Annotated in this window: 21 protein-coding genes; 2 read left to right on the forward strand and 19 right to left on the reverse strand. The window is 66.4% G+C overall.

Translation table 11 applies throughout. The features are described from left to right. Positions 1-72: 72 nt before the first annotated feature. The 16 genes from JYG37_RS11145 to ndk form a co-directional block, all read right to left on the reverse strand. Positions 73-669 (reverse strand): phosphoribosyltransferase, encoded by a 597-nt coding sequence (locus JYG37_RS11145; RefSeq protein WP_006478688.1) that lies wholly within the window; start codon positions 667-669, stop codon positions 73-75. Between the two features lie 7 nt (positions 670-676). Then, positions 677-2,023 carry an adenylosuccinate synthase gene (locus JYG37_RS11150; protein WP_050013186.1) on the reverse strand — a complete coding sequence of 449 codons (1,347 nt, stop codon included), beginning with the start codon at positions 2,021-2,023 and terminating at the stop codon, positions 677-679. A 113-nt stretch (positions 2,024-2,136) separates the two neighbouring features. After that, a complete protein-coding gene (locus JYG37_RS11155; protein WP_069620837.1) occupies positions 2,137-3,285 on the reverse strand; it encodes an ATP phosphoribosyltransferase regulatory subunit in 1,149 nt (382 codons plus the stop codon). A gap of 113 nt (positions 3,286-3,398) precedes the next feature. Then, positions 3,399-3,590: a DUF2065 domain-containing protein gene (locus JYG37_RS11160; protein WP_012328623.1), complete on the reverse strand. Its 192-nt coding sequence runs from the start codon at positions 3,588-3,590 to the stop codon at positions 3,399-3,401. A gap of 36 nt (positions 3,591-3,626) precedes the next feature. Then, a complete protein-coding gene (hflC, locus tag JYG37_RS11165; RefSeq protein WP_050013188.1) occupies positions 3,627-4,526 on the reverse strand; it encodes a protease modulator HflC in 900 nt (299 codons plus the stop codon). A 15-nt stretch (positions 4,527-4,541) separates the two neighbouring features. After that, positions 4,542-5,882, reverse strand: a complete 1,341-nt coding sequence (gene hflK / locus JYG37_RS11170; RefSeq protein ID WP_213345409.1) for an FtsH protease activity modulator HflK — start codon at positions 5,880-5,882, stop codon at positions 4,542-4,544. A gap of 47 nt (positions 5,883-5,929) precedes the next feature. Then, positions 5,930-7,102, reverse strand: a complete 1,173-nt coding sequence (hflX, locus tag JYG37_RS11175) for a GTPase HflX (protein WP_175975584.1) — start codon at positions 7,100-7,102, stop codon at positions 5,930-5,932. A 72-nt stretch (positions 7,103-7,174) separates the two neighbouring features. Continuing rightward, on the reverse strand, positions 7,175-7,414 hold the full coding sequence (gene hfq / locus JYG37_RS11180) for an RNA chaperone Hfq (RefSeq protein ID WP_006399927.1): 240 nt from the start codon (positions 7,412-7,414) through the stop codon (positions 7,175-7,177). Positions 7,415-7,555: 141 nt separating this feature from the next. Further along, a complete protein-coding gene (gene der / locus JYG37_RS11185) occupies positions 7,556-8,893 on the reverse strand; it encodes a ribosome biogenesis GTPase Der (RefSeq protein WP_050013191.1) in 1,338 nt (445 codons plus the stop codon). A 247-nt stretch (positions 8,894-9,140) separates the two neighbouring features. Further along, positions 9,141-10,286 carry an outer membrane protein assembly factor BamB gene (gene bamB, locus JYG37_RS11190; RefSeq protein WP_050013192.1) on the reverse strand — a complete coding sequence of 382 codons (1,146 nt, stop codon included), beginning with the start codon at positions 10,284-10,286 and terminating at the stop codon, positions 9,141-9,143. A gap of 41 nt (positions 10,287-10,327) precedes the next feature. Further along, on the reverse strand, positions 10,328-10,957 hold the full coding sequence (locus tag JYG37_RS11195; protein ID WP_006478678.1) for a tetratricopeptide repeat protein: 630 nt from the start codon (positions 10,955-10,957) through the stop codon (positions 10,328-10,330). A gap of 58 nt (positions 10,958-11,015) precedes the next feature. Beyond that, positions 11,016-12,356, reverse strand: a complete 1,341-nt coding sequence (gene hisS / locus JYG37_RS11200) for a histidine--tRNA ligase (RefSeq protein WP_089488490.1) — start codon at positions 12,354-12,356, stop codon at positions 11,016-11,018. A 20-nt stretch (positions 12,357-12,376) separates the two neighbouring features. Continuing rightward, positions 12,377-13,681: a flavodoxin-dependent (E)-4-hydroxy-3-methylbut-2-enyl-diphosphate synthase gene (gene ispG, locus JYG37_RS11205; protein ID WP_027806072.1), complete on the reverse strand. Its 1,305-nt coding sequence runs from the start codon at positions 13,679-13,681 to the stop codon at positions 12,377-12,379. A gap of 112 nt (positions 13,682-13,793) precedes the next feature. Next, on the reverse strand, positions 13,794-14,807 hold the full coding sequence (locus JYG37_RS11210) for a helix-turn-helix domain-containing protein (RefSeq protein ID WP_213345411.1): 1,014 nt from the start codon (positions 14,805-14,807) through the stop codon (positions 13,794-13,796). A gap of 219 nt (positions 14,808-15,026) precedes the next feature. Then, positions 15,027-16,166: a dual-specificity RNA methyltransferase RlmN gene (gene rlmN / locus JYG37_RS11215; protein WP_050013195.1), complete on the reverse strand. Its 1,140-nt coding sequence runs from the start codon at positions 16,164-16,166 to the stop codon at positions 15,027-15,029. Between the two features lie 55 nt (positions 16,167-16,221). Next, the gene (ndk, locus tag JYG37_RS11220) at positions 16,222-16,647 is read right to left on the reverse strand and encodes a nucleoside-diphosphate kinase (protein WP_006478674.1); all 426 of its coding nucleotides are present in this window, start codon (positions 16,645-16,647) and stop codon (positions 16,222-16,224) included. A gap of 249 nt (positions 16,648-16,896) precedes the next feature. Here ndk and JYG37_RS11225 point away from each other — a divergent pair, with 249 nt between their 5' ends. Next, entirely contained in the window at positions 16,897-17,595 is a 699-nt protein-coding gene (locus JYG37_RS11225; protein ID WP_006484459.1) for a Bax inhibitor-1/YccA family protein, read from the forward strand. 62 nt (positions 17,596-17,657) lie between these two features. Here JYG37_RS11225 and rlmD read toward each other — a convergent pair whose 3' ends face one another. Further along, on the reverse strand, positions 17,658-19,058 hold the full coding sequence (gene rlmD / locus JYG37_RS11230) for a 23S rRNA (uracil(1939)-C(5))-methyltransferase RlmD (RefSeq protein ID WP_373452491.1): 1,401 nt from the start codon (positions 19,056-19,058) through the stop codon (positions 17,658-17,660). Positions 19,059-19,278: 220 nt separating this feature from the next. Between rlmD and JYG37_RS11235 the strand changes: the two genes are divergently transcribed. Beyond that, the gene (locus JYG37_RS11235; protein WP_124630761.1) at positions 19,279-20,133 is read left to right on the forward strand and encodes an endonuclease/exonuclease/phosphatase family protein; all 855 of its coding nucleotides are present in this window, start codon (positions 19,279-19,281) and stop codon (positions 20,131-20,133) included. Between the two features lie 30 nt (positions 20,134-20,163). Here the strand turns inward: JYG37_RS11235 and JYG37_RS11240 are convergent, their stop codons facing one another. Both JYG37_RS11240 and rpoS read right to left on the reverse strand, forming a co-directional pair. Next, positions 20,164-20,940 carry a 3'-5' exonuclease gene (locus JYG37_RS11240; RefSeq protein ID WP_050013198.1) on the reverse strand — a complete coding sequence of 259 codons (777 nt, stop codon included), beginning with the start codon at positions 20,938-20,940 and terminating at the stop codon, positions 20,164-20,166. A 3-nt stretch (positions 20,941-20,943) separates the two neighbouring features. Then, positions 20,944-22,032 carry an RNA polymerase sigma factor RpoS gene (gene rpoS / locus JYG37_RS11245; RefSeq protein ID WP_050013199.1) on the reverse strand — a complete coding sequence of 363 codons (1,089 nt, stop codon included), beginning with the start codon at positions 22,030-22,032 and terminating at the stop codon, positions 20,944-20,946. Between the last annotated feature and the right edge of the window lie 3 nt (positions 22,033-22,035).

A 22,035-nucleotide genomic window follows, 5' to 3' on the forward strand; every position in this document is an offset into this window, starting at 1 on the left:
ACCGCGCGCGCCAACGAAAAAACGGCGCCGCAAGCGGCGCCGTACAAGGCTTTCCTTCGATCGGCCGGCCGCTTACGCGCCCGAACCGTCGCGCTGCGCGCGACCGCGCTTGATCCACGCCTCGAGGTTGTGCGGACGCACCGTGTCCCACTCCTCGAACGGCTGATGAATCCACGGATTCGTCGGCAGGAACTGCGTGTGATAGTCCGGCTTGACCTTCGAGCAACCCTTGTACCAGAGCACAGCCGAACGCACGGCCGTGACCGCCGGATAGCGCTCCTTCAGGTGCTCCTGCACGCGCGCGAGCGTGACGCCCGAATCGACGAGATCGTCGACCAGCAGCACGTTGCCCGCGAGATGGCCGCGCGTCATCGTGATGTACTGCGCGATGTCGAGCTCGCCCTGCTCGGTGCCGGCCGCTTCCCGGTACGAGCTCGTCGCGAGGATCGCGAGCGGCACGTCATAGATACGCGACAGCTGGTCGCCGACGCGCAGGCCGCCGCGCGCGAGGCACAGGATCTGGTCGAACTTCCAGCCCGACGCATGCACCTGGAGCGCGAGCAGCTCGATCAGACGGTGATACTCGTCCCAGCCTACCCACAGATTCTTGTCGTCGTTGCGCGGATCGGTCATCAAGTCTGCCGCCGTCATCGTGATTTGCTGCGTCATCTGGCAATTACACCTTGAACGGATGGCGGAGCAGGATCGTTTCGTCGCGGTCCGGGCCCGTCGACACCATGTCGACCGGCACGCCAGCCACTTCCTGGACGCGGGCGAGGTAGGCCTGCGCATTCGCCGGGAGCGCGTCCCACGTATTGATCCCGACGGTGCTTTCCTTCCAGCCGGGGAACGTCTCGTACACCGGCTCGCAACGCGCGACGTCAACCGCGCCGCGCGGCAGGATGTCCACGTCCTTGCCGTCGACCCGGTAGCCGACGCACAGCTTCACTTCGTCGAGGCCGTCGAGCACGTCGAGCTTCGTCATGCACAGGCCCGACACGCCGTTGATCTGGATCGAGCGACGCAGCGCAGCCGCATCGAGCCAGCCGGTGCGGCGCGGACGGCCGGTGACCGACCCGAATTCCTTGCCGACGTTCGCGAGCGTGACGCCGATCTGGTCCTGACGCTGCGGGTTGTCCGCATCGTACAGCTCGCTCGGGAACGGGCCCGAGCCGACGCGCGTGCAATACGCCTTCGTGATGCCGAGGATGTAGTTGAGCTTCTGCGGACCGACGCCCGCGCCGGCCGACGCCGCACCCGCGACGCAGTTGCTCGACGTGACGAACGGATAGGTGCCGTGGTCGATGTCGAGCAGCGTGCCTTGCGCGCCTTCGAACAGCAGGTTCTGGCCCGCGTTGTTCGCGTCGTACAGACGGCGCGACACATCGGCCACCATCGGCTTCAGGCGGTCGGCATAGCCGAGCATCGTGTCGAGCGTGGCCTGAAAATCGACGGCCGCGCCGCCCAGATACTGGGTCAGCACGAAATTGTGGAAATCGAGATTTTCGCGCAGGCGATCGGCGAACGTCTTCGCGTCGAACAGGTCCTGCACGCGCAGTGCGCGGCGGCCGACCTTGTCTTCGTACGCGGGGCCGATGCCGCGGCCGGTCGTGCCGATCTTGCCCGCGCCCTTGCGCGCTTCGCGCGCCTGGTCGATCGCGATGTGGTACGGCAGGATCAGCGTCGTGGCTTCGGAGATGAACAGACGGTCGCGCACGTTCACGCCGGCTTCTTCAAGCTCGCCGATTTCCTTGAACAGTGCTTCGGGGGACAGCACGACGCCGTTGCCGATGTAGCAGGCGACGCCTTCACGCATGATGCCCGACGGAATGAGGCGCAAGATCGTTTTCTTGCCGCCGATGATGAGGGTGTGGCCGGCGTTGTGACCGCCCTGGAAACGCACGACGCCCTGAGCGTGGTCCGTCAGCCAGTCGACGATCTTGCCCTTGCCTTCATCACCCCATTGCGTTCCCACGACGACGACATTGCGCCCGGGAGTCACGTTCACTGCGCTGGCAGACATGTTGATTCGTTAGCTGGTTAAAAACGTATTCTACCTATGTTCGCGGGCGTTTCCGAATTTTTCCGTTTCGCTTCAACGATATGCACGCCGAAGCACGGCCCGCGAACACCTCTTTATCGGGGTTCGACCACCCATGCGCCGTTACGCTCGACGAGCGAGCGATCGCACGCGAACTCGTCGAGTACGTGGTCATGGCCCGGCAGCGCCTGGATCACGACCTCGCCCGCATCGCGCAGCGCCGCGACGGCCGCGCCCAGCGCGTCGTCCTGCGCCCACGGCGCGAGAATCGCGGTGCCGCGCGCCTCGACCGGCGAGATCCGCGCGAGCTCGCGCAGGTCCAGCGAGAAGCCGGTCGCCGGACGGGCACGACCATAGGCCTGCCCCACGTGGTCGTAACGGCCGCCGCGCGCGATCGCGTTCGGCACGCCGTCGACGTAGGCGCTGAACATCGCGCCGCTGTGGTACGCGTAGCCGCGCAGGTCGGCGAGATCGATCGCGACTTCGACGCCCTTCGCCTGCGACGCAAGCTGCGCGAGATCGTCGAGCGCCCGCGTGATTTCGGGCAGCACCGGCAGGCGCGTGCGCGCCTCGGCGAGCACGCTCGCGTCGCCGTACAGATTCGGCAGCGCGCGCAGCGCGGCGCGCGTATCGGCGCCGAGATCGTCGGTGAGTTCGTTCAGCAGCGGCACGTCCTTGCCCGACAGCGCGTCGTACAGCGACTCGCCGCGCTCGGCAGCCTGCGCGTCGCGCGCCAGCAGCGCCGCGAGCACGCCCGCGTGACCGAGGTCGAGACGGATGCGCGACAGGCCCGCCAGATGCAGCGCATCGAGCATCAGTTGCTGGATCTCGAGATCGGCTTCGAGCCCGGCGTGCCCGTAGATTTCGGCGCCGATCTGGATCTGCTCGCGCGTCGCGTGCAGACCGCGCGGACGCGTATGCATCACGTGGCCCGCGTAGCAGAGGCGCGTCACGCCCTGACGGTTCAACAGGTGCGCGTCGATCCGCGCGACCTGCGGCGTGATGTCCGCGCGCAGGCCGAGCGTGCGGCCCGACAGCTGATCGACCAGCTTGAAGGTGCGCAGGCGCAGATCGGCGCCGCCGCTCGTCAGCAGCGACTCGAGATATTCGAGCAGCGGCGGCATCACCATTTCGTAGCCGTACGAACGGAAGCGGTCGAGCAGCCTGCGGCGCAGCTCCTCGATCTTGCGCGCTTCCGACGGCAGTACGTCGGCGATATTCTCGGGAAGTAACCAGGTCGACATCGGTACGGTCCTACGACGGGAAACGGCGCGCGTCACGCGCGCCGCGAGTTGAATCGGAACTTCGAAATCGGGCGGAACGAACGGCGGATGCGCCGTCCGGATCAGGGTGCCGGTCAGGTCGCGAGCAACAGCAGCACGAGCCCGAGCACCATCACGATCAGCCCGCCGATCCGGATATGATGCGGCGGTCGCTCCGCTATTCTACGAAACGTGTCGCGCCATGCGGACGGAAACACGAAGGGGAATGCACCCTCGATAATCAGCATCAGCGCTACTGCGAGCAACAACGAGCCAGCCAGGTCCATGCGAGCGACGGCGCCGCTCGACGCGGCGCCCCAAGGTCAATGTTTGCGGGGAGCAGGCGCCGCCGGTGCGGCACCGCCCGTCGGGCTGCGCATGAAGCGGAAGAACTCGCTGTCGGGATCGACGACGATGATGTCGTTGCGCTTGAACGTGTTCCGGTACGCCTGCAGGCTCGCGTAGAACTGATAGAACTGCGGATCGCGGCCGAACGCGTCGGCGGCGATCGTCGCGGCCTTCGCATCGCCCTCGCCCTTGATCGTCTGCGCGGACTTGTACGCGTTCGCGAGCACGGCCTGCTGCTCGCGTTCGGCGTCGGCCTTGATCTGCTCGACGTCGGCCGCGCCTTGCGCACGCACCTGGGCCGCCTGATCGCGCAACGCGCCGATCATCCGCTGATAGACGGCGTCCGTCTGCGCAGCCGGCAGGTCGACACGTGTCAGTTGCACGTCGACCACGTCGACGCCGAAACCGGACGCTTGCGCCTTCGCCGCATCGCGCGCCGCATCGGCGATCGCGCGCTGACCGCCGAGGGCGTCGTCGAGCGCGCGCTTGCCGAATGCGTCGCCGAGCGCGCCCTTCAGCGCGCCGGACAGCCGGTCGGCCGCCGCCGCCGGATCGCCGCCCGTCGCGGTGAAATATTTCATCGGATCGCTGATCCGGTACTTCACCGCATACGCGACGAGCAGGTCGTGCTTGTCCTCGGTCGCCAGCTGCAGCGGATCGGACGACTCGAGCGACTGCACGCGCGTGTCGATCAGCGTGGCCGTCTGCAACGGCGGCGGCAGCTTGAAATGGACGCCGGGGCCCGCGAGCTCCGGCTGCGCGCCGTCGCGCCCCGACAGCACGGCCGCATGGCGCGGATCGACGGTGAGGACCGTCGACGACGCCGCGAAGGCAACGATCACGATTGCGACGACGAGCGCAATGATTCGGTTCATGTTCTGCGCTCCCCGTTACTTCGTATCGTCTTCACGCGACCGGCTGCGAAACGCTTCACGCGATCGCAGCACGTCGACACCCGACGCCGTGGCGGCCGGTGCGGCGCTCGCCGGCGCGGCTGCGGCCGGCGCCGTGGCCGCCGGTGCCGACGCCGCATCGGGCGCGGACGCGCCGGTCGACGCCGCGGCGTTTTGCCGCCCCTGCTCGACGAGCTTGTCGAGCGGCAGGTACACGACGCTGTTGCCGCCCTTGTTGCCGACGAACACCTTCGTCGCGTTCGAATAGATTTCCTGCATCGTCTCGAGGTACATCCGCTCGCGGATGACCGCGGGCGCCTTCGAGTACTGCGCATAGACCTGCTTGAAGCGGTCCGCGTCGCCCTCGGCTTCCGTGACCACGCGATCGGCATACGCCTTCGCTTCGTCGACGAGCTTCGCCGCATCGCCCTGCGCCTTCGGCAGCAGGTCGCTCGCATACGCCTGCGCGGCGCGCTTCGCGGCCTCGCGCTCGTCGCGCGCCTTCGCGACTTCGGCGTACGCGGCCTGGGTCTGCTCGGGCGCCGCGACGCTCTGCATCGTGACGGCCGTCACCTCGAGCCCTGACCGGTAGCGGTCGAGATCGCGCTGGATCGCGGTGGAAAGCTGCTCGCGCAGCGCATCGCGATCCTGATTCAGCATGTCGGCCGCGCTGCGCGTGCCGACGATCGCACGCACCGCGGCCTGCGCGGCCTGCGACACGCTGCGCTCGGGATCGACGCTGCGGAACAGGTAATCGGTGGCGGAACGGATCCGGTACTGGACGATGAAGCGCACGTCGACGATATCGGCATCGCGCGTCAGCATCGCGGCCTCCTTCACGTTCGCGAGGCGCACGACGTTGTTGCGGCCGATCTCGATCGAGCGGACCTGCGACGTGTCGACGATCTCATGCGACGCGAACGGATACGGCGCGCGCCAGTGCACGCCCTGGCCGACCGTGCCCGACAGCTTGCCGAACTGCAGCACGACGCCCGTCTGGCCGTCCTGCACGACGAACAGCCCGCTGCCCGCATACACCGCGACCAGCACGCCGATCACGATGCCGACGCCGACCCGGGCGGCCCGGCCGTTGTCGGGACGGAAGCCGTTGCCGCCCTTGCCGCCGAACAGGCCGCTCAGGCGCCGGTTGAAGTTGCGCCACATCTCGTCGAGATCGGGCGGACCGTCGCCGTCGCCGCCTTGCGGACGCTTCGATTCGTTCGCGCGGGGGCGGGATCCGTCCTTGCCATTGCCTTCGCCGCGTCCCCAGCGGGGATCGTTGATCGACAGCAAGGCGCGCATCCGCCGCCAGGTACTCCGCTCGTTGTATTCGTTCACCAGAGTTTGTTCACCAGATTGGACGCCGGCGAACCGGCCGGGACCGGTTAGCGCCCGTGTTCGGAAATCGTGTGGTCTTCGTGCGGTTCAGCGGACGTGCCATCGAGCGCGTCGGACAACGTCGCGCTGGAGAGATGTTCCGCGGAGGCGATTTCGGCGATGGCGGCACGCAACGTATCGAGACCCTGACCGGTGCGCGCGCTCAAAAAGACGCGCGAAATATTACCATACTCGTCCCGCTCGACCGCGTCGCCGCGGGCCGCCAGCTCGGGCACGGCGTCGATCTTGTTGAACACCAGCACCTGGCGGATCGTGTCCGCGCCGATCTCGTGCAGCACGCCGTTGACCTGCTCGATCTGCTCGAGCCGGACCGCGCTCGACGCATCGACCACATGCAGCAGCAGATCCGCGTGGATCGTTTCCTCGAGGGTCGCGCGGAACGCCGCGACGAGCTGGTGAGGCAGCTCACGAATGAACCCGACCGTATCGGACACGACGATCTGGCCGACCTCGTCGCCGAGGTACACTCGCCGCGACGTCGTATCGAGCGTCGCGAACAGTTGGTCGGCCGCGTACGCCTGCGCTTTCGTCAGCGCATTGAACAGCGTCGACTTGCCCGCGTTCGTATAGCCGACGAGCGACACCGACATCGTGCCGCTGCGCGCGCGCTGCCGGCGCTGCGTGCTGTGCTGGCGACGCAGCCGGTCGAGCCGCGACTTCAGCATCTTGATGCGTTCGCCGATCAGCCGGCGGTCGGTTTCGAGCTGGGTTTCGCCGGGGCCGCGCAGGCCGATACCGCCCTTTTGCCGCTCGAGGTGGGTCCACGCGCGAATGAGCCGGGTCGACAGGTATTGAAGCTGCGCGAGCTCGACCTGCAGCTTGCCTTCGTGGCTGCGGGCGCGCTGCGCGAAGATGTCGAGGATGAGGCTCGTGCGATCGACCACGCGCCTGTTAAGTGCCTGCTCCAGATTACGTTGCTGGGCGGGCGCCAACGCGTGGTTGAAGATGACGATTTCGACGTTGTGCGCGTCGCAGGCAAGCCGCAGTTCTTCGGCTTTGCCGCTGCCGATGAACATCTTGGCATCGGGACTGGCGCGACGACCGGTGAGGGTGACGGCGGGACGGGCCCCCGCACTGGAGGCGAGAAGACTGAGTTCTTCGAGACTGGCTTCGAAATCGGTCTTGCCGAAATCGATGCCGACGAGCGCTGCGTTGATCAAATTATCGGGTGTCAAGATAAGGCGGCTGGCATCGGTCGCTCGCGGCGACCGGATGCCGGCCGCTGCGATAGGTTAGGACGAGGCTTCCGCGTCCGGGTGGAAATTCACCGGGCGCGCCGGCACGACCGTCGAGATGGCGTGCTTGTAAACCATCTGGGTCACCGTATTACGGAGCAACACGACGTACTGGTCGAACGATTCAATGTTCCCTTGAAGCTTGATGCCGTTGACGAGGTAGATCGAAACGGGAACGTGCTCTTTGCGCAGTGCGTTCAAAAACGGGTCTTGTAACAATTGCCCTTTGTTGCTCATGGCGTACTCCATCTTTTTTTGCAGGTTGATCTGGATTGGCGGCGAAGAAAAAGAGATCCGGCGCCAATCGCTACACTATAGCTGATTTTGCCTGCCCCGCCCGGCCACTGGCCATGCGGCCGATGCCTTGCGCGGCGTGCTTCAGCCCTTGTCCGCGTACGGGTTGTTCGACGAACGGAACTCTATGCGCAATGGAGTCCCGGTCAGCGAGAAAGTTTCGCGGAATCGGTTTTCGAGGTAACGCTTGTAGGTTTCCGTCACCGCGTCGAGCGCGTTGCCGTGGATCACGATGATCGGCGGATTCTGGCCGCCCTGGTGCGCATAGCGCAGCTTCGGACGCACCGGGCCGCGACGGCGCGGCTGCTGGAATTCGACGGCGTCGATCAGCGCGCGCGTGAGCTTCGGCGTCGGCAGCTTCGCCATCGCCGCCGCGTACGCGTCGTCGACCGAGCGCATCAGCGTGCCGATACCCGTTTTCTTCGCGGCCGAAATGAAGTGCGATTTCGCGAAGTCGAGGAATTTCAGCTTGCGGGTCAAATCCGCTTTCGCACGGTCGCGCGCGTGATCGTCGAGGCCGTCCCACTTGTTGACGCCGATCACGAGCGCGCGGCCCTGCTCGACGACGAAGCCGGCGATGTGCGCGTCCTGGTCGGAAATGTCCTGCTGCGCATCCAGCAGAAGAATGACGACGTTCGCGTCGGAGATCGACTGCAGCGTCTTCACGACCGAGAACTTCTCGATCGCCTCGAACACCTTGCCGCGGCGTCGCAGGCCGGCCGTGTCGATCAGCGTGTATTTCTTGCCGTTACGCTCGAAGTCGACGTAGATCGAGTCGCGCGTCGTGCCCGGCATGTCGAACGCGATCACGCGGTCCTCGCCGATCAGCGCGTTGACGAGCGTCGACTTGCCGACGTTCGGGCGGCCGACAATCGCGATCTTGATGCCGCGCGACGGATCGTCCTCGTCCGCTTCCTCGGGCTGGCCAGCATACGCGACTTCCAGCGCCTCGTTGATCATGTCGGTCACGCCGTCGCCGTGCGCGGCCGAGATCGCGCGCGGGTCGCCGAGCCCGAGCTCGTAGAAGTCCGTCGCGACCGCGGTGTACTTCATCCCCTCGGCCTTGTTGACGACGAGGAAGATCGGCCGGCCGGTCTTGCGCAGGTAGTCGGCGATCGACTTGTCCTGCGGCGCGAGTCCGTTACGGCCGTCGACGATGAACACGACGACGTCGGCTTCCTCGACGGCCTGCCGCGTCTGGCGCGCCATTTCGTGCAGGATGCCGTCCTTCGCGACGGGCTCGAAGCCGCCGGTATCGACGACCAGGTACGGTCGTTCGCCGACGCGCCCTTCGCCGTAATGGCGATCGCGCGTGAGGCCCGGCAAGTCGGCAACCAGCGCATCGCGCGAGCGCGTGAGCCGGTTGAACAGCGTGGATTTCCCCACATTGGGGCGCCCAACGAGGGCAATGACCGGTTTCATCTGTGTTTTCTACGGTGATGCGCAGCAGCGGGAGGCCCGCTGCTGCGGGCGGCTGCGCTGAATGAAAATATCACGAATTCGCGCCGCGCCGGATGCGCGCGCCTGGCGCGCGTTGCGCGCCGTCGTCTTTCGTCTCGAACTGCCTTTCAAATACCGAGCGGCCGGGAACGCCGGCCGCCTTCAAGTCGCGCGGCCGCGGCGCACGGGACCTGCCCGCCGCGCCACGGCCGCACCGGTTTCCTGCGTGTCAGCGCGGGCGGAACCCGTACAGGCCGCCGTCCTTCGTCTGCACGACGAGCGTATTGCCCGCGAGGACCGGCGCCGCCGTGATCGCGCTGCCGTCGGTCTTCATCCGCGCGATGAAGCTGCCGTCTTCGCGCGACAGGAAGTGCACGAAGCCCTGGTAATCGCCCATCACGACCGCGTGCCCGAGCAGGTACGGCACGCCGACGTCACGGCTCTTCAGCTTGTCGTTGCGCCAGAGCTGGTTGCCCGTGGCCGCGTCGTACGCAGTGACGACCGACCAGTCGTCACCGCCGGCGACCACCGAATCGTCCTGCGCGAGGCCGCTGCGGCTCGAGAACGGCTTTTCCCACAGCGGCCGGCCCGAGTTCGCATCGAAGCAGCCGAGCTGACCCTGGAACGTCACCGCGCAGGCTTGCGCGCCCACGAGCGTCGGCGGACCGCTGACGTCGTTGATGCGCTCGACTTCGGTCACGCCCTTCGGGAACGACACCGGGGTCTGCCAGAACGGCTCGCCCGTCTGCAGGTTGATCGCGACCAGACCGCCGCCCGGGAAGCCCGCGAGCACGGCCGCGTCGCCCGCGAACGTCATGCCGGCCGACACGCGCAGGTTCAGCGGCACCGCACGGTTGCGGTAGTTCCACTTCTGCTCGCCCGTCTGCGCGTTGAACGCGATCACCTGGCCGTCGATCGTGCGGACGACCACGAGGCCGTTGCCGACGAGCGGCGGCGAGAAGATCTCGCCCTGCACGCTGGTCTTCCACAGCTGCTTGCCGTCCGGGCCCAGCACGAACACGCCGCCCTTCAGCGCACCGACCGCGGTCAGGTTGCCGTCGCTGCCGACACCGGCCGACAGGTCGGAACCGACCTTCGAACGCCACAGCGTCTGGCCCGTCTTCGCGTCGATCTTCTCGACCGAACCGTTTTCGCCCGCCGCATAGACGGCGTCGCCCACGGCCACCGGCGAAAACAGGTAGCGTCCGCCCTTGCCGACGCTCGCCTTCCAGACCTGTTGCACGTCCATGACGGGCTTGAACTCGGTGAGCGGCGTCGGCACGCGGCGCGCGTCCTTCGACGACGAGCAAGCCGCCAAAGCGAGGACAGCCGCCGCGCAGGCAACGGGCACAGCGTAACGTTTCAGCAAATTCATCGGTTAGCGAAGCAGAGTTAAGAGGTTGAGGGGACCGGGATTCAGCCGCCGAGCGCGTCCAGCTTGAACTGCACGAGCTGGCGCGCGGACTGGTCGTCCTTCGACAGGCCGTCGAGCGCGAGCTTGTAAGCCGCGCGCGCATCGTCGGTCTTGCCTTGCGCGGCAAGCAGATCGCCGCGACGATCGGCCACGAGGCCCTTGAATGCATCGACCGGCGTACCCGACAGCAGCGCGAGGCCCGCATCGTACGCCTTCTCGTCGAGCAGCAGCGACGCGAGACGCAGCTTCGCGATCTGCTTGTACTCGTCGTCCTTGGCGTGATCGACGGCCCATTGCAGCTGCGCCTTCGCGCCTGCCGCGTCGCCGGCCGCGTACAGCGTCTTCGCGGCCGCGAGCGCCGTCATCTGCGCATACGGCGTGCTGCCGAACTTGTCTTCCATGTCAGCGGCCGCGCGGGCCATCGTCGCCTTGTCGTTCGCGGCGGCGGCCTTCTGGACCTGCTCGTACAGCCCGGACGCCTCGGCAGCCTGACGGCGCTGCCAGTAGTTCCAGCCGTTGAAACCGGCCGCGACGACAAGCGCCGCGAGCACGATCCACGTGGTGAGGTTACCCCAGCGGGCCCACCACGCCTTGAGACTTTCAATCGATTCTTGTTCGTCGTGATAACTCATCGGCGAGCGATTCCTTCTTCCTGTTCAGGCTTTTCTTGTCGAGCGGATGCCAGCGCGATCAGTCGTCGCCGTCTTCGGCGGATGCAACCATCGCATTGATTAGGAATTCGGTCAAGCTTTCGACCGGTACGGTCTGCTGAACGTTCTTTTCCCCTTCCGCACCCACGCCGCGCAACGCTTTCACGCCCACCGTGCCGTTCGCGACCTCTTCTTCGCCGAAGATCACCGCGAACGCGGCGCCGCTCGCATCGGCCCGCTTCATCTGCGACTTGAAGCTCGCCGGCGCGCCGTCGGCGCTGCAGTGGAAGATCACGTCGAGGCCCGTGTCGCGCAGGCGCTCGGCCGCGATGAACGCCTGTTCGCGCGCGGTCTCGCCCTGGTGCACGACGTACACGTCGACGCCTTCCTGCTCGGGCGCGAGATCTTCTTCCTTCAGCAGTTCGAGGATCCGCTCGATGCCCATCGCCCAGCCGCACGCGGCGGTCGGCTTGCCGCCGAGCTGCTCGATCAGCGGATCGTAGCGGCCGCCGGCCGCGACCGTGCCCTGCGCGCCGAGCTTGTCGGTCACCCACTCGAACACGGTCAGGTTGTAGTAATCGAGGCCGCGCACGAGACGCGGATTGATCTTGAACGGAATGTTGTTCGCGAGCAGCAGGCGCTGCAGCCCTTCGAAGTGCGCGCGCGATTCGTCGCCGAGGAAGTCGATCAGCTTCGGTGCGTTCTGCGCGATGTCCTGCAGCGCGGGATTCTTCGTGTCGAGCACGCGCAGCGGGTTCGTATACAGGCGGCGCTTCGCGTCCTCGTCGAGCACGTCGGCGAACTGCTCGAGGTACTTGATCAGCTCGACGCGGTGCGCGGCGCGCTCCTCGGCGAGGCCGAGCGAGTTGATCTCGAGCTTGATGCCGGTCAGGCCGAGGTCGTCCCACAGGCGCTGGCACATCATGATGATCTCGGCATCCGCATCGGGGCCCGCGAAGCCGAGCGCCTCGACGCCGACCTGGTGGAACTGGCGATAGCGGCCGCGCTGCGGACGCTCGTGACGGAACATCGGGCCGATGTACCACAGGCGCTTCGGGCCGTCGTACAGCATGTTGTGCTCGATCGACGCACGCACGACGGCCGCGGTGTTTTCCGGACGCATCGTCAGGTTCTCGCCGTTCAGCGCGTCGGTGAAGCTGTACATCTCCTTCTCGACGATGTCCGTGACTTCGCCGATGCCGCGCGTGAACAGCTGCGTGTGTTCGACGATCGGCGTGCGGATGTTCTGGTAGCCGTACGCGCGCAGCAGCGATTTCACGGTAGCTTCGAAGAATTCCCACAGGCCGGCATCCTGCGGAAGGATGTCGTTCATGCCTTTGACGCCGGTGAGCTTCTCGATCTTGCGTTTCTGTTCAGTCATCGTTCGTGTGTGTGGACGAATTAGTTCAGGGCCTCGGTGCGGCCGTAATTGCGTGCGACGTAGTCGCTGACGATCTGCTGGAATTCCTCGGCGATCCGCTCGCCGCGCAGCGTCTTGACCTTCTCGCCGTCGATGAAGACGGGCGCGGCCGGGTTCTCGCCCGAACCCGGCAGGCTGATGCCGATGTTCGCGTGCTTCGATTCGCCCGGGCCGTTGACGATGCAGCCCATCACCGCGACGTTCATCTTCTCGACGCCCGGATATTCCTTGCGCCACGCCGGCATCTGCTCGCGCAGATACGTCTGGATCTGCATCGCGAGTTCCTGGAACAGCGTGCTCGTCGTGCGGCCGCAGCCCGGGCACGCGATCACCATCGGCGCGAACGAGCGCAGGCCCATCGTCTGCAGGATTTCCTGGCCGACGATCACCTCGCCCGTGCGCGACGCGCCCGGTTCCGGCGTCAGCGAGATGCGGATCGTGTCGCCGATCCCTTCCTGCAGCAGCACGCCAAGCGCCGCCGTCGACGCGACGATGCCCTTCGAGCCCATGCCGGCCTCGGTCAGCCCGAGGTGCAGCGCGAAGCCGCAGCGGCGGCCGAGTTCGCGATACACGGCGATCAGGTCCTGCACGCCGCTGACCTTGCACGACAGCACGATGCGGTCGCGGCCGAGGCCGAGCTCGACCGCGCGTTCCGCCGAGCCGATCGCCGACTGAATCAGCGCCTCGTACATCACGCTCTGCGCGTCCCACGGCTGCGCACGCGCGCCGTTCTCGTCCATCATGCGCGCGAGCAGGTCCTGGTCGAGGCTGCCCCAGTTCACGCCGATCCGCACCGGCTTGTCGTACTTCGCCGCGGCCTCGATCATCTGCGCGAACTGCGTGTCGCGCTTCGCGCCCTGGCCGACGTTACCGGGGTTGATCCGGTACTTCGACAGCGACTCCGCGCAGCCCGGGTAGTCGCGCAGCAGCAGGTGGCCGTTGTAGTGGAAATCGCCGACGAGCGGCACGGTCACGCCCATCCGGTCGAGCTGCTCGCGAATCGCCGGCACGGCGGCCGCGGCTTCGGGCGTGTTGACCGTGATGCGTACCAGTTCGGAGCCCGCGTTCGCGAGTTCCTTGATCTGGATCGCCGTGCCGATCGCATCGGCCGTATCGGTATTCGTCATCGACTGCACGCGCACCGGCGCGTCGCCGCCGATCGTCACGAGTTGCCCGCCCCAGCGGACATCCACCGCATGCGATACGCGGCGCGGCTGATGCCCGCCGAACACCGGCTCGGTTGAACAAATCTGACTGCTGCGTGGGGATTGAGCTTCGGATTGCATCGATAGATCCATTTACGCGGAATGCGCCGCGACGCGGCGCATGAATTGAAAAAGCGCCGTGCCCTCACGGCCTGCCGGTATCGACGGCAAGCCTTCGCCACGGCGCTTGACGTCAGGGCAACGTGAACCGCGCCACGTTACCCCGCGCTGCCGAATATTTTGCCGGATCGACCGGTTTTCCGTCGAACGCAACCGCGTCGAGGCCGGCCTTGTTGCCGATCGTGACCTTGAACGGCCCGTCACCGGCAACCTGCTTCGTTTCGCCGGCGCGCACCAGCGCCGAGAACAGCTCCTTGCCGTTCTTGTCGCGCACGCTGAACCAGCAATCCTGCTTGACCTTCAGTTCGACCATCGACTGGCCTGCCGCCACCACGACGCTCGCCGGCTGGGCCGGCGCCGCCGTGCTTGCCGCCGCCGTTGCCGCAACGGGCTGCGACGCAGCCGCCGTCGCGACCGGGGTCGCCGGCGCCGGAACGGCCGATGCGATTGTCTGCGCCGGCGCAGCCGATGCAGCGGCCGGGGCCGGAACCTCATTCGCGACCGCCGTCGACGCGCCGTTCGTCGCCGCTTCTTCGGCGGACGACGATGCCGCCGCGCTCGCCGCCGACGCATGTCCGGCGTCGCCGCCCTTGAAGCGCGCGAGCAGGCCCGACGAATCGCCGCCAGTGTGCCACATCAGTACGGCGACCACCGCGACGATGACGATCCCCGTTCCCCACAGCCACGGATGGTGGCGCGACGAACCGCCGAGCGGAATCGACACGCGGCCGCGCGGCAGATCCGTGCCCGACGACGCCGGCATCGACAGGTCGACTTCCGGCACCCCGCGCTCGCGGCGCAGCGCCTGCGCGAACGGTTCCGGATCGACGCCGAGCATCTTCGCGTAGCTGCGCACGACACCGAGCGCGAACGTCACGCCGGGCAAATGGCTGATGTCGCCGGCCTCGAGCGCCCGGAGCTTTTGCGGTGCGACCTTGAGTCGCGCCGACACGTCGTCGACCGACCAGCCCTTCGTCTCCCGAAGCTGCGCCAGGCGGCTGCCGACCGCGGCCAGCGTTTCCAGTCCCGCCGGTGCCGGCTTCGCGGCATTCGTCTCTGCGCCGTTAGACGGCTGCGGCTCACTCATCCTTGTCCTCGCGTCGATTCTTCTTCACTGGCGGCTGCCGCCGGCTCCTGCCGGCCGGCACCCGCTACGGTTCATACCATGCGCGGCGCCGAGGCGCCGCGACCGATCGCTATTCGCGTGTTGCACCGCCAAAGGGTTCGGGCACCCCGGCCAACTGCCCCCAACTTGGCGTCCCCGACTTGGCGTCCCCGACTCGGCGTCCCCGACTCGGCGTCCCCGTCAAACTGCCCGAACTTCGATGATTTTTCCTGCTGCGCCCGTCCGCTCCGCGAGGCGCGTGCGATCCTTCACCGCGCCGGCCAGCTGTCCGCACGCGGCATCGATGTCGTCGCCGCGCGTCTTGCGCACGGTCGTGACGACACCCGCATCGATGAGGATCTGCGCGAAGCGCTTGATCTGCTCTGGCTTCGAGCGGATGAGGCCCGATTCCGGAAACGGATTGAACGGGATCAGGTTGAACTTGCACGGCACGTCGCGCGTGACGGCCAGCAGTTCGCGCGCATGCGCTTCGGTGTCGTTGACGCCGTCGAGCATGCAGTATTCGAATGTAATGAAGTCGCGCGGCGCGACTTTCAGATAACGCTGGCACGCGGCCATCAGCTCGCGCAGCGGATACTTCTTGTTGAGCGGCACCAGCTCGTCGCGCAGCGCATCGTTCGGCGCGTGCAGCGAAACGGCCAGCGCGACAGGCAACTCGGCGCCGAGGCGGTCCATCATCGGCACCACGCCGGACGTCGACAGCGTGACGCGACGGCGCGACAGGCCGTATGCGTTGTCGTCGAGCATCAGCCGCATCGCGGGCACGACCGCGCTGTAATTCAGCAGCGGCTCGCCCATGCCCATCATCACCACGTTGGTGACGACCCGTTCGGCCTTGCCGTTCGGTCCGGGCGCCCGGCCCAGCGACGCTCGCAATGCAAATTCAGCCATCCGGAGCTGGCCGATGATTTCGGCTGTCGACAGGTTGCGGGAGAAGCCCTGCTTGCCCGTCGAACAGAAGCGGCAGTTCACCGCACACCCGGCCTGCGACGACACGCACAGCGTGCCGCGCGTCTCTTCCGGGATGAACACGGTTTCGACCGCATTGCCGTTTCCGACGTCGATCAGCCACTTGCGCGTGCCGTCGGCGGAAACGTGATCGCTGGCGATGTCCGGCATCACGATCGATGCGCGGCCCTTGAGTTTTTCCCTCAGGGACTTCGCGAGATCGGTCATGCCGTCGAAATCGCCGGCGTTGTATTGGTGGATCCAGCGCTGCAACTGCTTGGCGCGGAACGGCTTCTCACCCAGGCTGCCGCAGTACGCGACAAGACCCTCGGCGTCGAAGTCGAGAAGATTGACGGAAGTTTCGCTCGTCATGATGTGCTGCCTTGCCGCGTGCGCTGAATCCTGCCTACTTGCTGTCAGCCAGGGCTTAACGCGAGTAAACGTTCATTTCCGGGAAGAAGAACGCGATTTCGACCGCTGCCGTTTCCGCAGCGTCCGAGCCGTGCACGGCGTTCGCGTCGATGCTGTCGGCGAAGTCGGCGCGGATCGTGCCCTTTTCCGCCTTCTTCGGATCCGTCGCGCCCATCAGGTCGCGGTTCTTCAGGATCGCGCCTTCGCCTTCCAGAACCTGGATCATCACCGGGCCCGAGATCATGAAATCGACGAGATCCTTGAAGAACGGACGCGCTGCGTGAACTGCGTAGAACTTCTCTGCGTCAGCACGCGACAGGTGCGCCATGCGCGATGCGACGATCTTCAGGCCGGCGCCTTCGAAACGGCTGTAGATCTGGCCGATCACGTTCTTTGCCACCGCATCCGGCTTGATGATCGACAGGGTGCGCTCGATTGCCATAAAAACTCCAAAAAATTAAGAAGTTACAGGTTCAAATGAATCCGCTATTGTAGCACGATCCCGTGTATCATTGCGATTGAACCCTTACACGCATGAAAGGTTCAGAATCCGTATGTTTTGTTCCGCCGGGCCATTGAAACCTCCGGGCACGGAACGTATCTTAGCCATAGCTGCCCCGGTTTGCTGCGCCGCACATCGCGTGCGCCGAACCGGCCCCGGACGCCCACGCGTTCAATGTTAGGAGAAACCATGAACGACTATCCGTACAATTTCGGCCGCGGCGGTTCCGTCAGCACCGCCGAGGTTCGCAACCGCGTGCTGCGGAACACGTACTGGCTGCTCGCGCTGTCGATGGTGCCGACCGTGCTGGGCGCCTGGGTCGGCGTCGCGACGGGCTTCTCGCTGTTCGCGGCCACGAGCCCGATGATGAGCCTGCTCGCGTTCTTCGCGATCGCGTTCGGCTTCATGTTCGCGATCGAGCGGACCAAGAACAGCGCGGCCGGCGTGTTCGTGCTGCTCGGCTTCACGTTCTTCATGGGCCTGATGCTGTCGCGGCTGCTGAGCTTCATCCTCGGCTTCTCGAACGGCCCGTCGCTGATCATGCTCGCGTTCGGCGGCACCGGCATCATCTTCGCCACGATGGCGACGATCGCCACCGTCAGCAAGCGCGACTTTTCCGGGCTCGGCAAGTGGCTGTTCATGGGCGTGATCGTGATCCTGCTCGCGTCGGTCGCGAACATCTTCCTGCAACTGCCGGCGCTGATGCTCACCGTGTCGGTGCTCGCGATCGCGATCTTCTCGGCCTACATGCTGTTCGACGTCCAGCGCGTCGTGAACGGCGGCGAGACGAACTACATCTCGGCCACGCTCGCGATCTACCTCGACCTGTACAACGTGTTCACGAACCTGCTCGCGCTGCTCGGCATCTTCGGCGGCAACCGCAACTGACGTTCGGCACGCACCATGAAAAACCGGCCCGCGGGCCGGTTTTTTTACGTCCGCCGCCCGGCTCAGTCGCGCTCGAACAGCGCGATCGATTCGACGTGCGACGTATTCGGGAACATGTTCACGACCCCGGCGCCCTTCAGCCGATAACCGGCTTCGTGCACGAGCAGCCCCGCATCGCGCGCGAGCGTCGACGGGTTGCACGACACGTAGACGATGCGCTTCGGCAGCGGACCTTCACCGCTCTGCGCGATCTCGGCCAGCGCCTTCGACACCGCGAGCGCGCCTTCGCGCGGCGGGTCGATCAGGAACTTGTCGAATGCGCCGAGCGCGCGCAGATCGTCGCCCGTCACCTCGAACAGGTTCCGGCACGCGAACGTCGTGTGGCCGTCGACACCGTTCTCGCGGGCGTTCGCGAGCGCACGCGTGGTCAGCGTGTCGCTGCCCTCGATGCCCATCACTTCGCGCGACAGCCGCGCGAGCGGCAGCGTGAAGTTGCCGATCCCGCAGAACAGGTCGAGCACGCGATCGTCGCGCGACGGCGCGAGCAGACGCAGCGCACGACCCACCAGCACACGGTTGATCTGGTGATTGACCTGCGTGAAGTCGGTCGGCTTGAACGGCATGCGGATGCCGAATTCCGGCAGCGTGTAATCGAGCGATACGTCGAGCGGGTAGAACGGCGTCACCGTGTCCGGCCCCTTCGGCTGCAGCCAGAACTGCACGTTGTGCTCGTCCGCGAACGCGCGCAGCAGCGCTTCGTCGTCCGCGTTGATCGGCTCCAGCACGCGCAGCACGAGCGCGGTGACGGCCGAGCCGACCGCGAGTTCGATCTGCGGCATCCGGTCGCGAATCGACAGCCCTTCGACGAGCCGGCGCAGCGGCACGAGCATCGCCGACACGTGCGGCGGCAGCACTTCGCAGCTCGTCATGTCGGCGACGTAGCTGCTCTTCTTCTCATGGAAGCCGACGAGCACGCCGCCTTTCTTCGCGACGTTGCGCACAGTCAGGCGCGCGCGGTAGCGATAGCCCCACGACGGGCCGTGGATCGGCGCGAACATCGTTTCCGCGCGCAGCTTCGCCAGGTGCCACAGATTGTCTTCCAGCACGCGTTGCTTGACCGCCACCTGCGCACGCATGTCGAGATGCTGCATCGAGCAGCCGCCGCAGGTGCCGAAGAATGCGCACTTCGGCTGCGTGCGCATCACGCTCGGGCGCAGAATGTCGACAACCGTCGCCTGCTCGTAGCTCGGCTTGCGGCGATAGCTCGAATAGGTCACGCGCTCGCCCGGCAGCGCGCCTTCGACGAAGATCACCTTGCCCGGCTGACCGTCCTCGGTCATCGTGCGGCCGACACCGCGCGCTTCCATGTCGAGCGATTCGATCTCGAGAACCGGGGCGGGCCCGGGCGCGACGGGCGCGTTTTTCGATTTGCGCGCAGAAGTGGGGACGGCTTCGGACACCAGCTTTTCCTGACAAACGTTGAAGAAGGCGAGATTGTAGACGACGAAGGCTCCCGTCGCGCGCTTTCGTCACGCAAGCGCCGATGCACGTGGCGCGATGCGTGGCGCGTGAGTGGCTGACAACCGCGCGCCCGTTGCGCGCCGACCTGCCGCGCGCAATGCGTGGCGCGGCCCCACCGCGGCACGGGTTCTGCTCGCAGCACCGAGCCAAGGAGACTCGACCATGCGATTGATCGACTGGAACATCCAATGGGGTCGGGATGCGGACGGCATCGTCGACCTCCCGCGCACGATCGCCGCCGCCCGGCAGTTGAGCGATTTCGACGTGCTGTGCGTGCAGGAAGTCACACGCGGCTTCGACGCACTGCCCGGCCGGCCAGGGCCGGACCAGTTCGCCGAACTCGCGGCGCTACTGCCTGGCTATACGATCGTCGACGCCATCGGCGCCGATCTGCCGGCCATCCGGCCGGGCGCACCGCGCCGCCAGTTCGGCAACGCGATCGCGACGCGGCTGCCGGTCGGGCGCGTGCTGCGCCAATCGCTGCCGTGGCCAGCCGACGCCGGCGCGCCGTCGATGCCGCGCGTCGCGCTCGATATCGCGTTGCGGACGCCCCTCGGGTGGTTGCGCGTGGTCACCACGCATCTGGAGTATTACTCGGCGCGCCAGCGGCTGGCGCAGGTCGATGCGCTACGCGACCGGCATCGCGAAGCCTGCGCGCATGCTGACCATCCCGCTCCCGCCGAAACCGCCGACGGGCCGTTCAGCGCGACCGGACAACCGCGCGGTGCGATCGTCTGCGGCGATTTCAACAGTGCATTCGGCGCCGATGCGTACCGGCGCTTCCTGGAGCCGATTGCCGACGCACCGGGTTTCGTCGACGCGTGGGTCGCACGGCATCCCGGTCGTACGCCGCCGCCGACCGCTGGCGTCTACGACACTGTGCAATGGTCGGACGGCCCGCTCGCGTGCGACTTCGTGTTCGTGACCGACACGCTGTTGCCGCGCGTCATCCGCTGCGAGATCGACGGCGACGTACGCGCGTCCGATCACCAGCCGGTGCTGCTCGAACTCGGCTGATCGCGCCGGCTACGGCGCGGCCTGCCCGCACTACGCGTCGAAGCCGGCCAGGTATTCGGCCCAGTGCGGCGCCGGCTCCAGCGCGAGCGCGTTCTTCACGAGCAGGATCTCGTCCGCGTACTCGCTCGGCGTCAGGCCGCCGCGCATCAACTGGAACCGGCAATACAGCAGGTACGTATTGACGACGTCGGTTTCGCAATAGTTGCGGATTTCGTCGATCCGGCCGTCGCGGAACGCCGGCCATACCTGGCTGCCGTCCATCCCGAGCTTGCCCGGGAAACCGCACAGCTTCGCCAGCGCGTCGAGCGGCGCGTTCGCGCGCGCCTGATACATCGCGAGCACGTCCATCAGGTCGGTATGCCGCGAGTGATAGCGCGCGATGTAGTTGTTCCACTTGAATTCGCGGTCGTCCTCGCCGAGATCCCAGTAGCGGGTGGCGGGAATGCCGTGCACGAGCGCGCGGTAATGGAGGACCGGCAGATCGAAACCGCCGCCGTTCCACGACACGAGCTGCGGCGTGTATTTCTCGATCACGCGGTAGAACGACTGGATCAACGTCGCTTCGTTGTCCTGCGGCGTCCCGAGCGAGCGCACGCGAAAACCGTTGTTGTCGCGAAACACGCACGAGATCGCCGCGATTCGCTGCAGATGATGCGGCAGGAAATCGCCGCCGGTCTTCTCGCGGCGTGCGGCAAACGCATGTTCGGCCACCGCCGCATCGTCGAGCGTCGCGGGCAGGTCTTCCAGACGGCGAATGCCGTCGACATCGGGAATCGTCTCGATGTCAAAAACAAGGATTGGGGTCATCGGTTACAGAACGGCGTCCTTGCGCACGCCGTTGGAGGCGAAGAACCGCTTGAGGCGCACCAGCGCCTCCTGCTGGATCTGCCGCACGCGCTCGCGCGTGAGCCCCATCTCGTCGGCGAGCTCCTCGAGCGTCGCCGGTTCGATGTGGTTCAGGCCGAAGCGGCGCTCGATCACATGCCGGTGCTTGTCGGACAGCCGCGACAGCCACGCGCGCGTCAGCGTTTCGAGCTCGCGGTGCTGCACTTCGGCGTCGGGCGACTGGCTCTGGTCGTCGGGCAGCAGGTCGAGCAGGCTGCTCGCGGGATCAAGATCGAGCGGCGCGTCGAGCGACGCCGTGTGTTCGTTGAGCGCGAGGATATCGGTGACTTCCTCGGCGGTCTTGCCGGTGAGATAGGCGATGTCGTCGATGCTGGCTTCGCGGCGCTCGGCCGCCTCGCCCGTCGACATCGAATTCTTTTCGAGATGGCGCTTCGCGCGCAGCACCTGGTTCAGTTCGCGGATCACGTGCACGGGCAGGCGCACCGTGCGGGCCTGGTTCATGATCGCCCGCTCGATGCTCTGCCGGATCCACCACGTCGCGTAGGTCGAGAAGCGGAAACCGCGCGTCGGGTCGAATTTCTCGATCGCGTGCATCAGGCCGAGATTGCCTTCCTCGATCAGGTCGAGCAGCGGCACGCCGCGGTTCAGGTACCCCTTCGCGATACTGACGACGAGACGCAGATTGCGCTCGATCATCACCTGCCGCGCCTCGAATTCGCCGGCCTTCGCCAGACGAGAATAGCGCTGCTCTTCCTCGACGGTCAGCAGCGGCTTCACGCTGATGCGGTTCAGGTAATGCTGGATCGTGTCGGCCGTGAGCTCGGCCTGCAGCAGCGTGCGGAAATCGTCGACGTCGGGCGCGGCTTCCTGGCGGCCTTCGCGCTCGTCGTCGCCGCCGTCCGTGTCGGCGTCGCGCGCCTCGAGATCGCGTTCGTTTTCCGCGACGTCGTCCTCGTCGTCCGTCGAAGCACCTACTCGCCCCACCGATGCTTGCGTGGCACGACTGATCTTCTCAGACTCGGCTTGCGGCTCGTGGCGCTTCGATTTCGGCATGGT

Source organism: Burkholderia sp. LAS2, from assembly GCF_018417615.1.
GTDB classification, from domain to species: domain Bacteria; phylum Pseudomonadota; class Gammaproteobacteria; order Burkholderiales; family Burkholderiaceae; genus Burkholderia; species Burkholderia sola.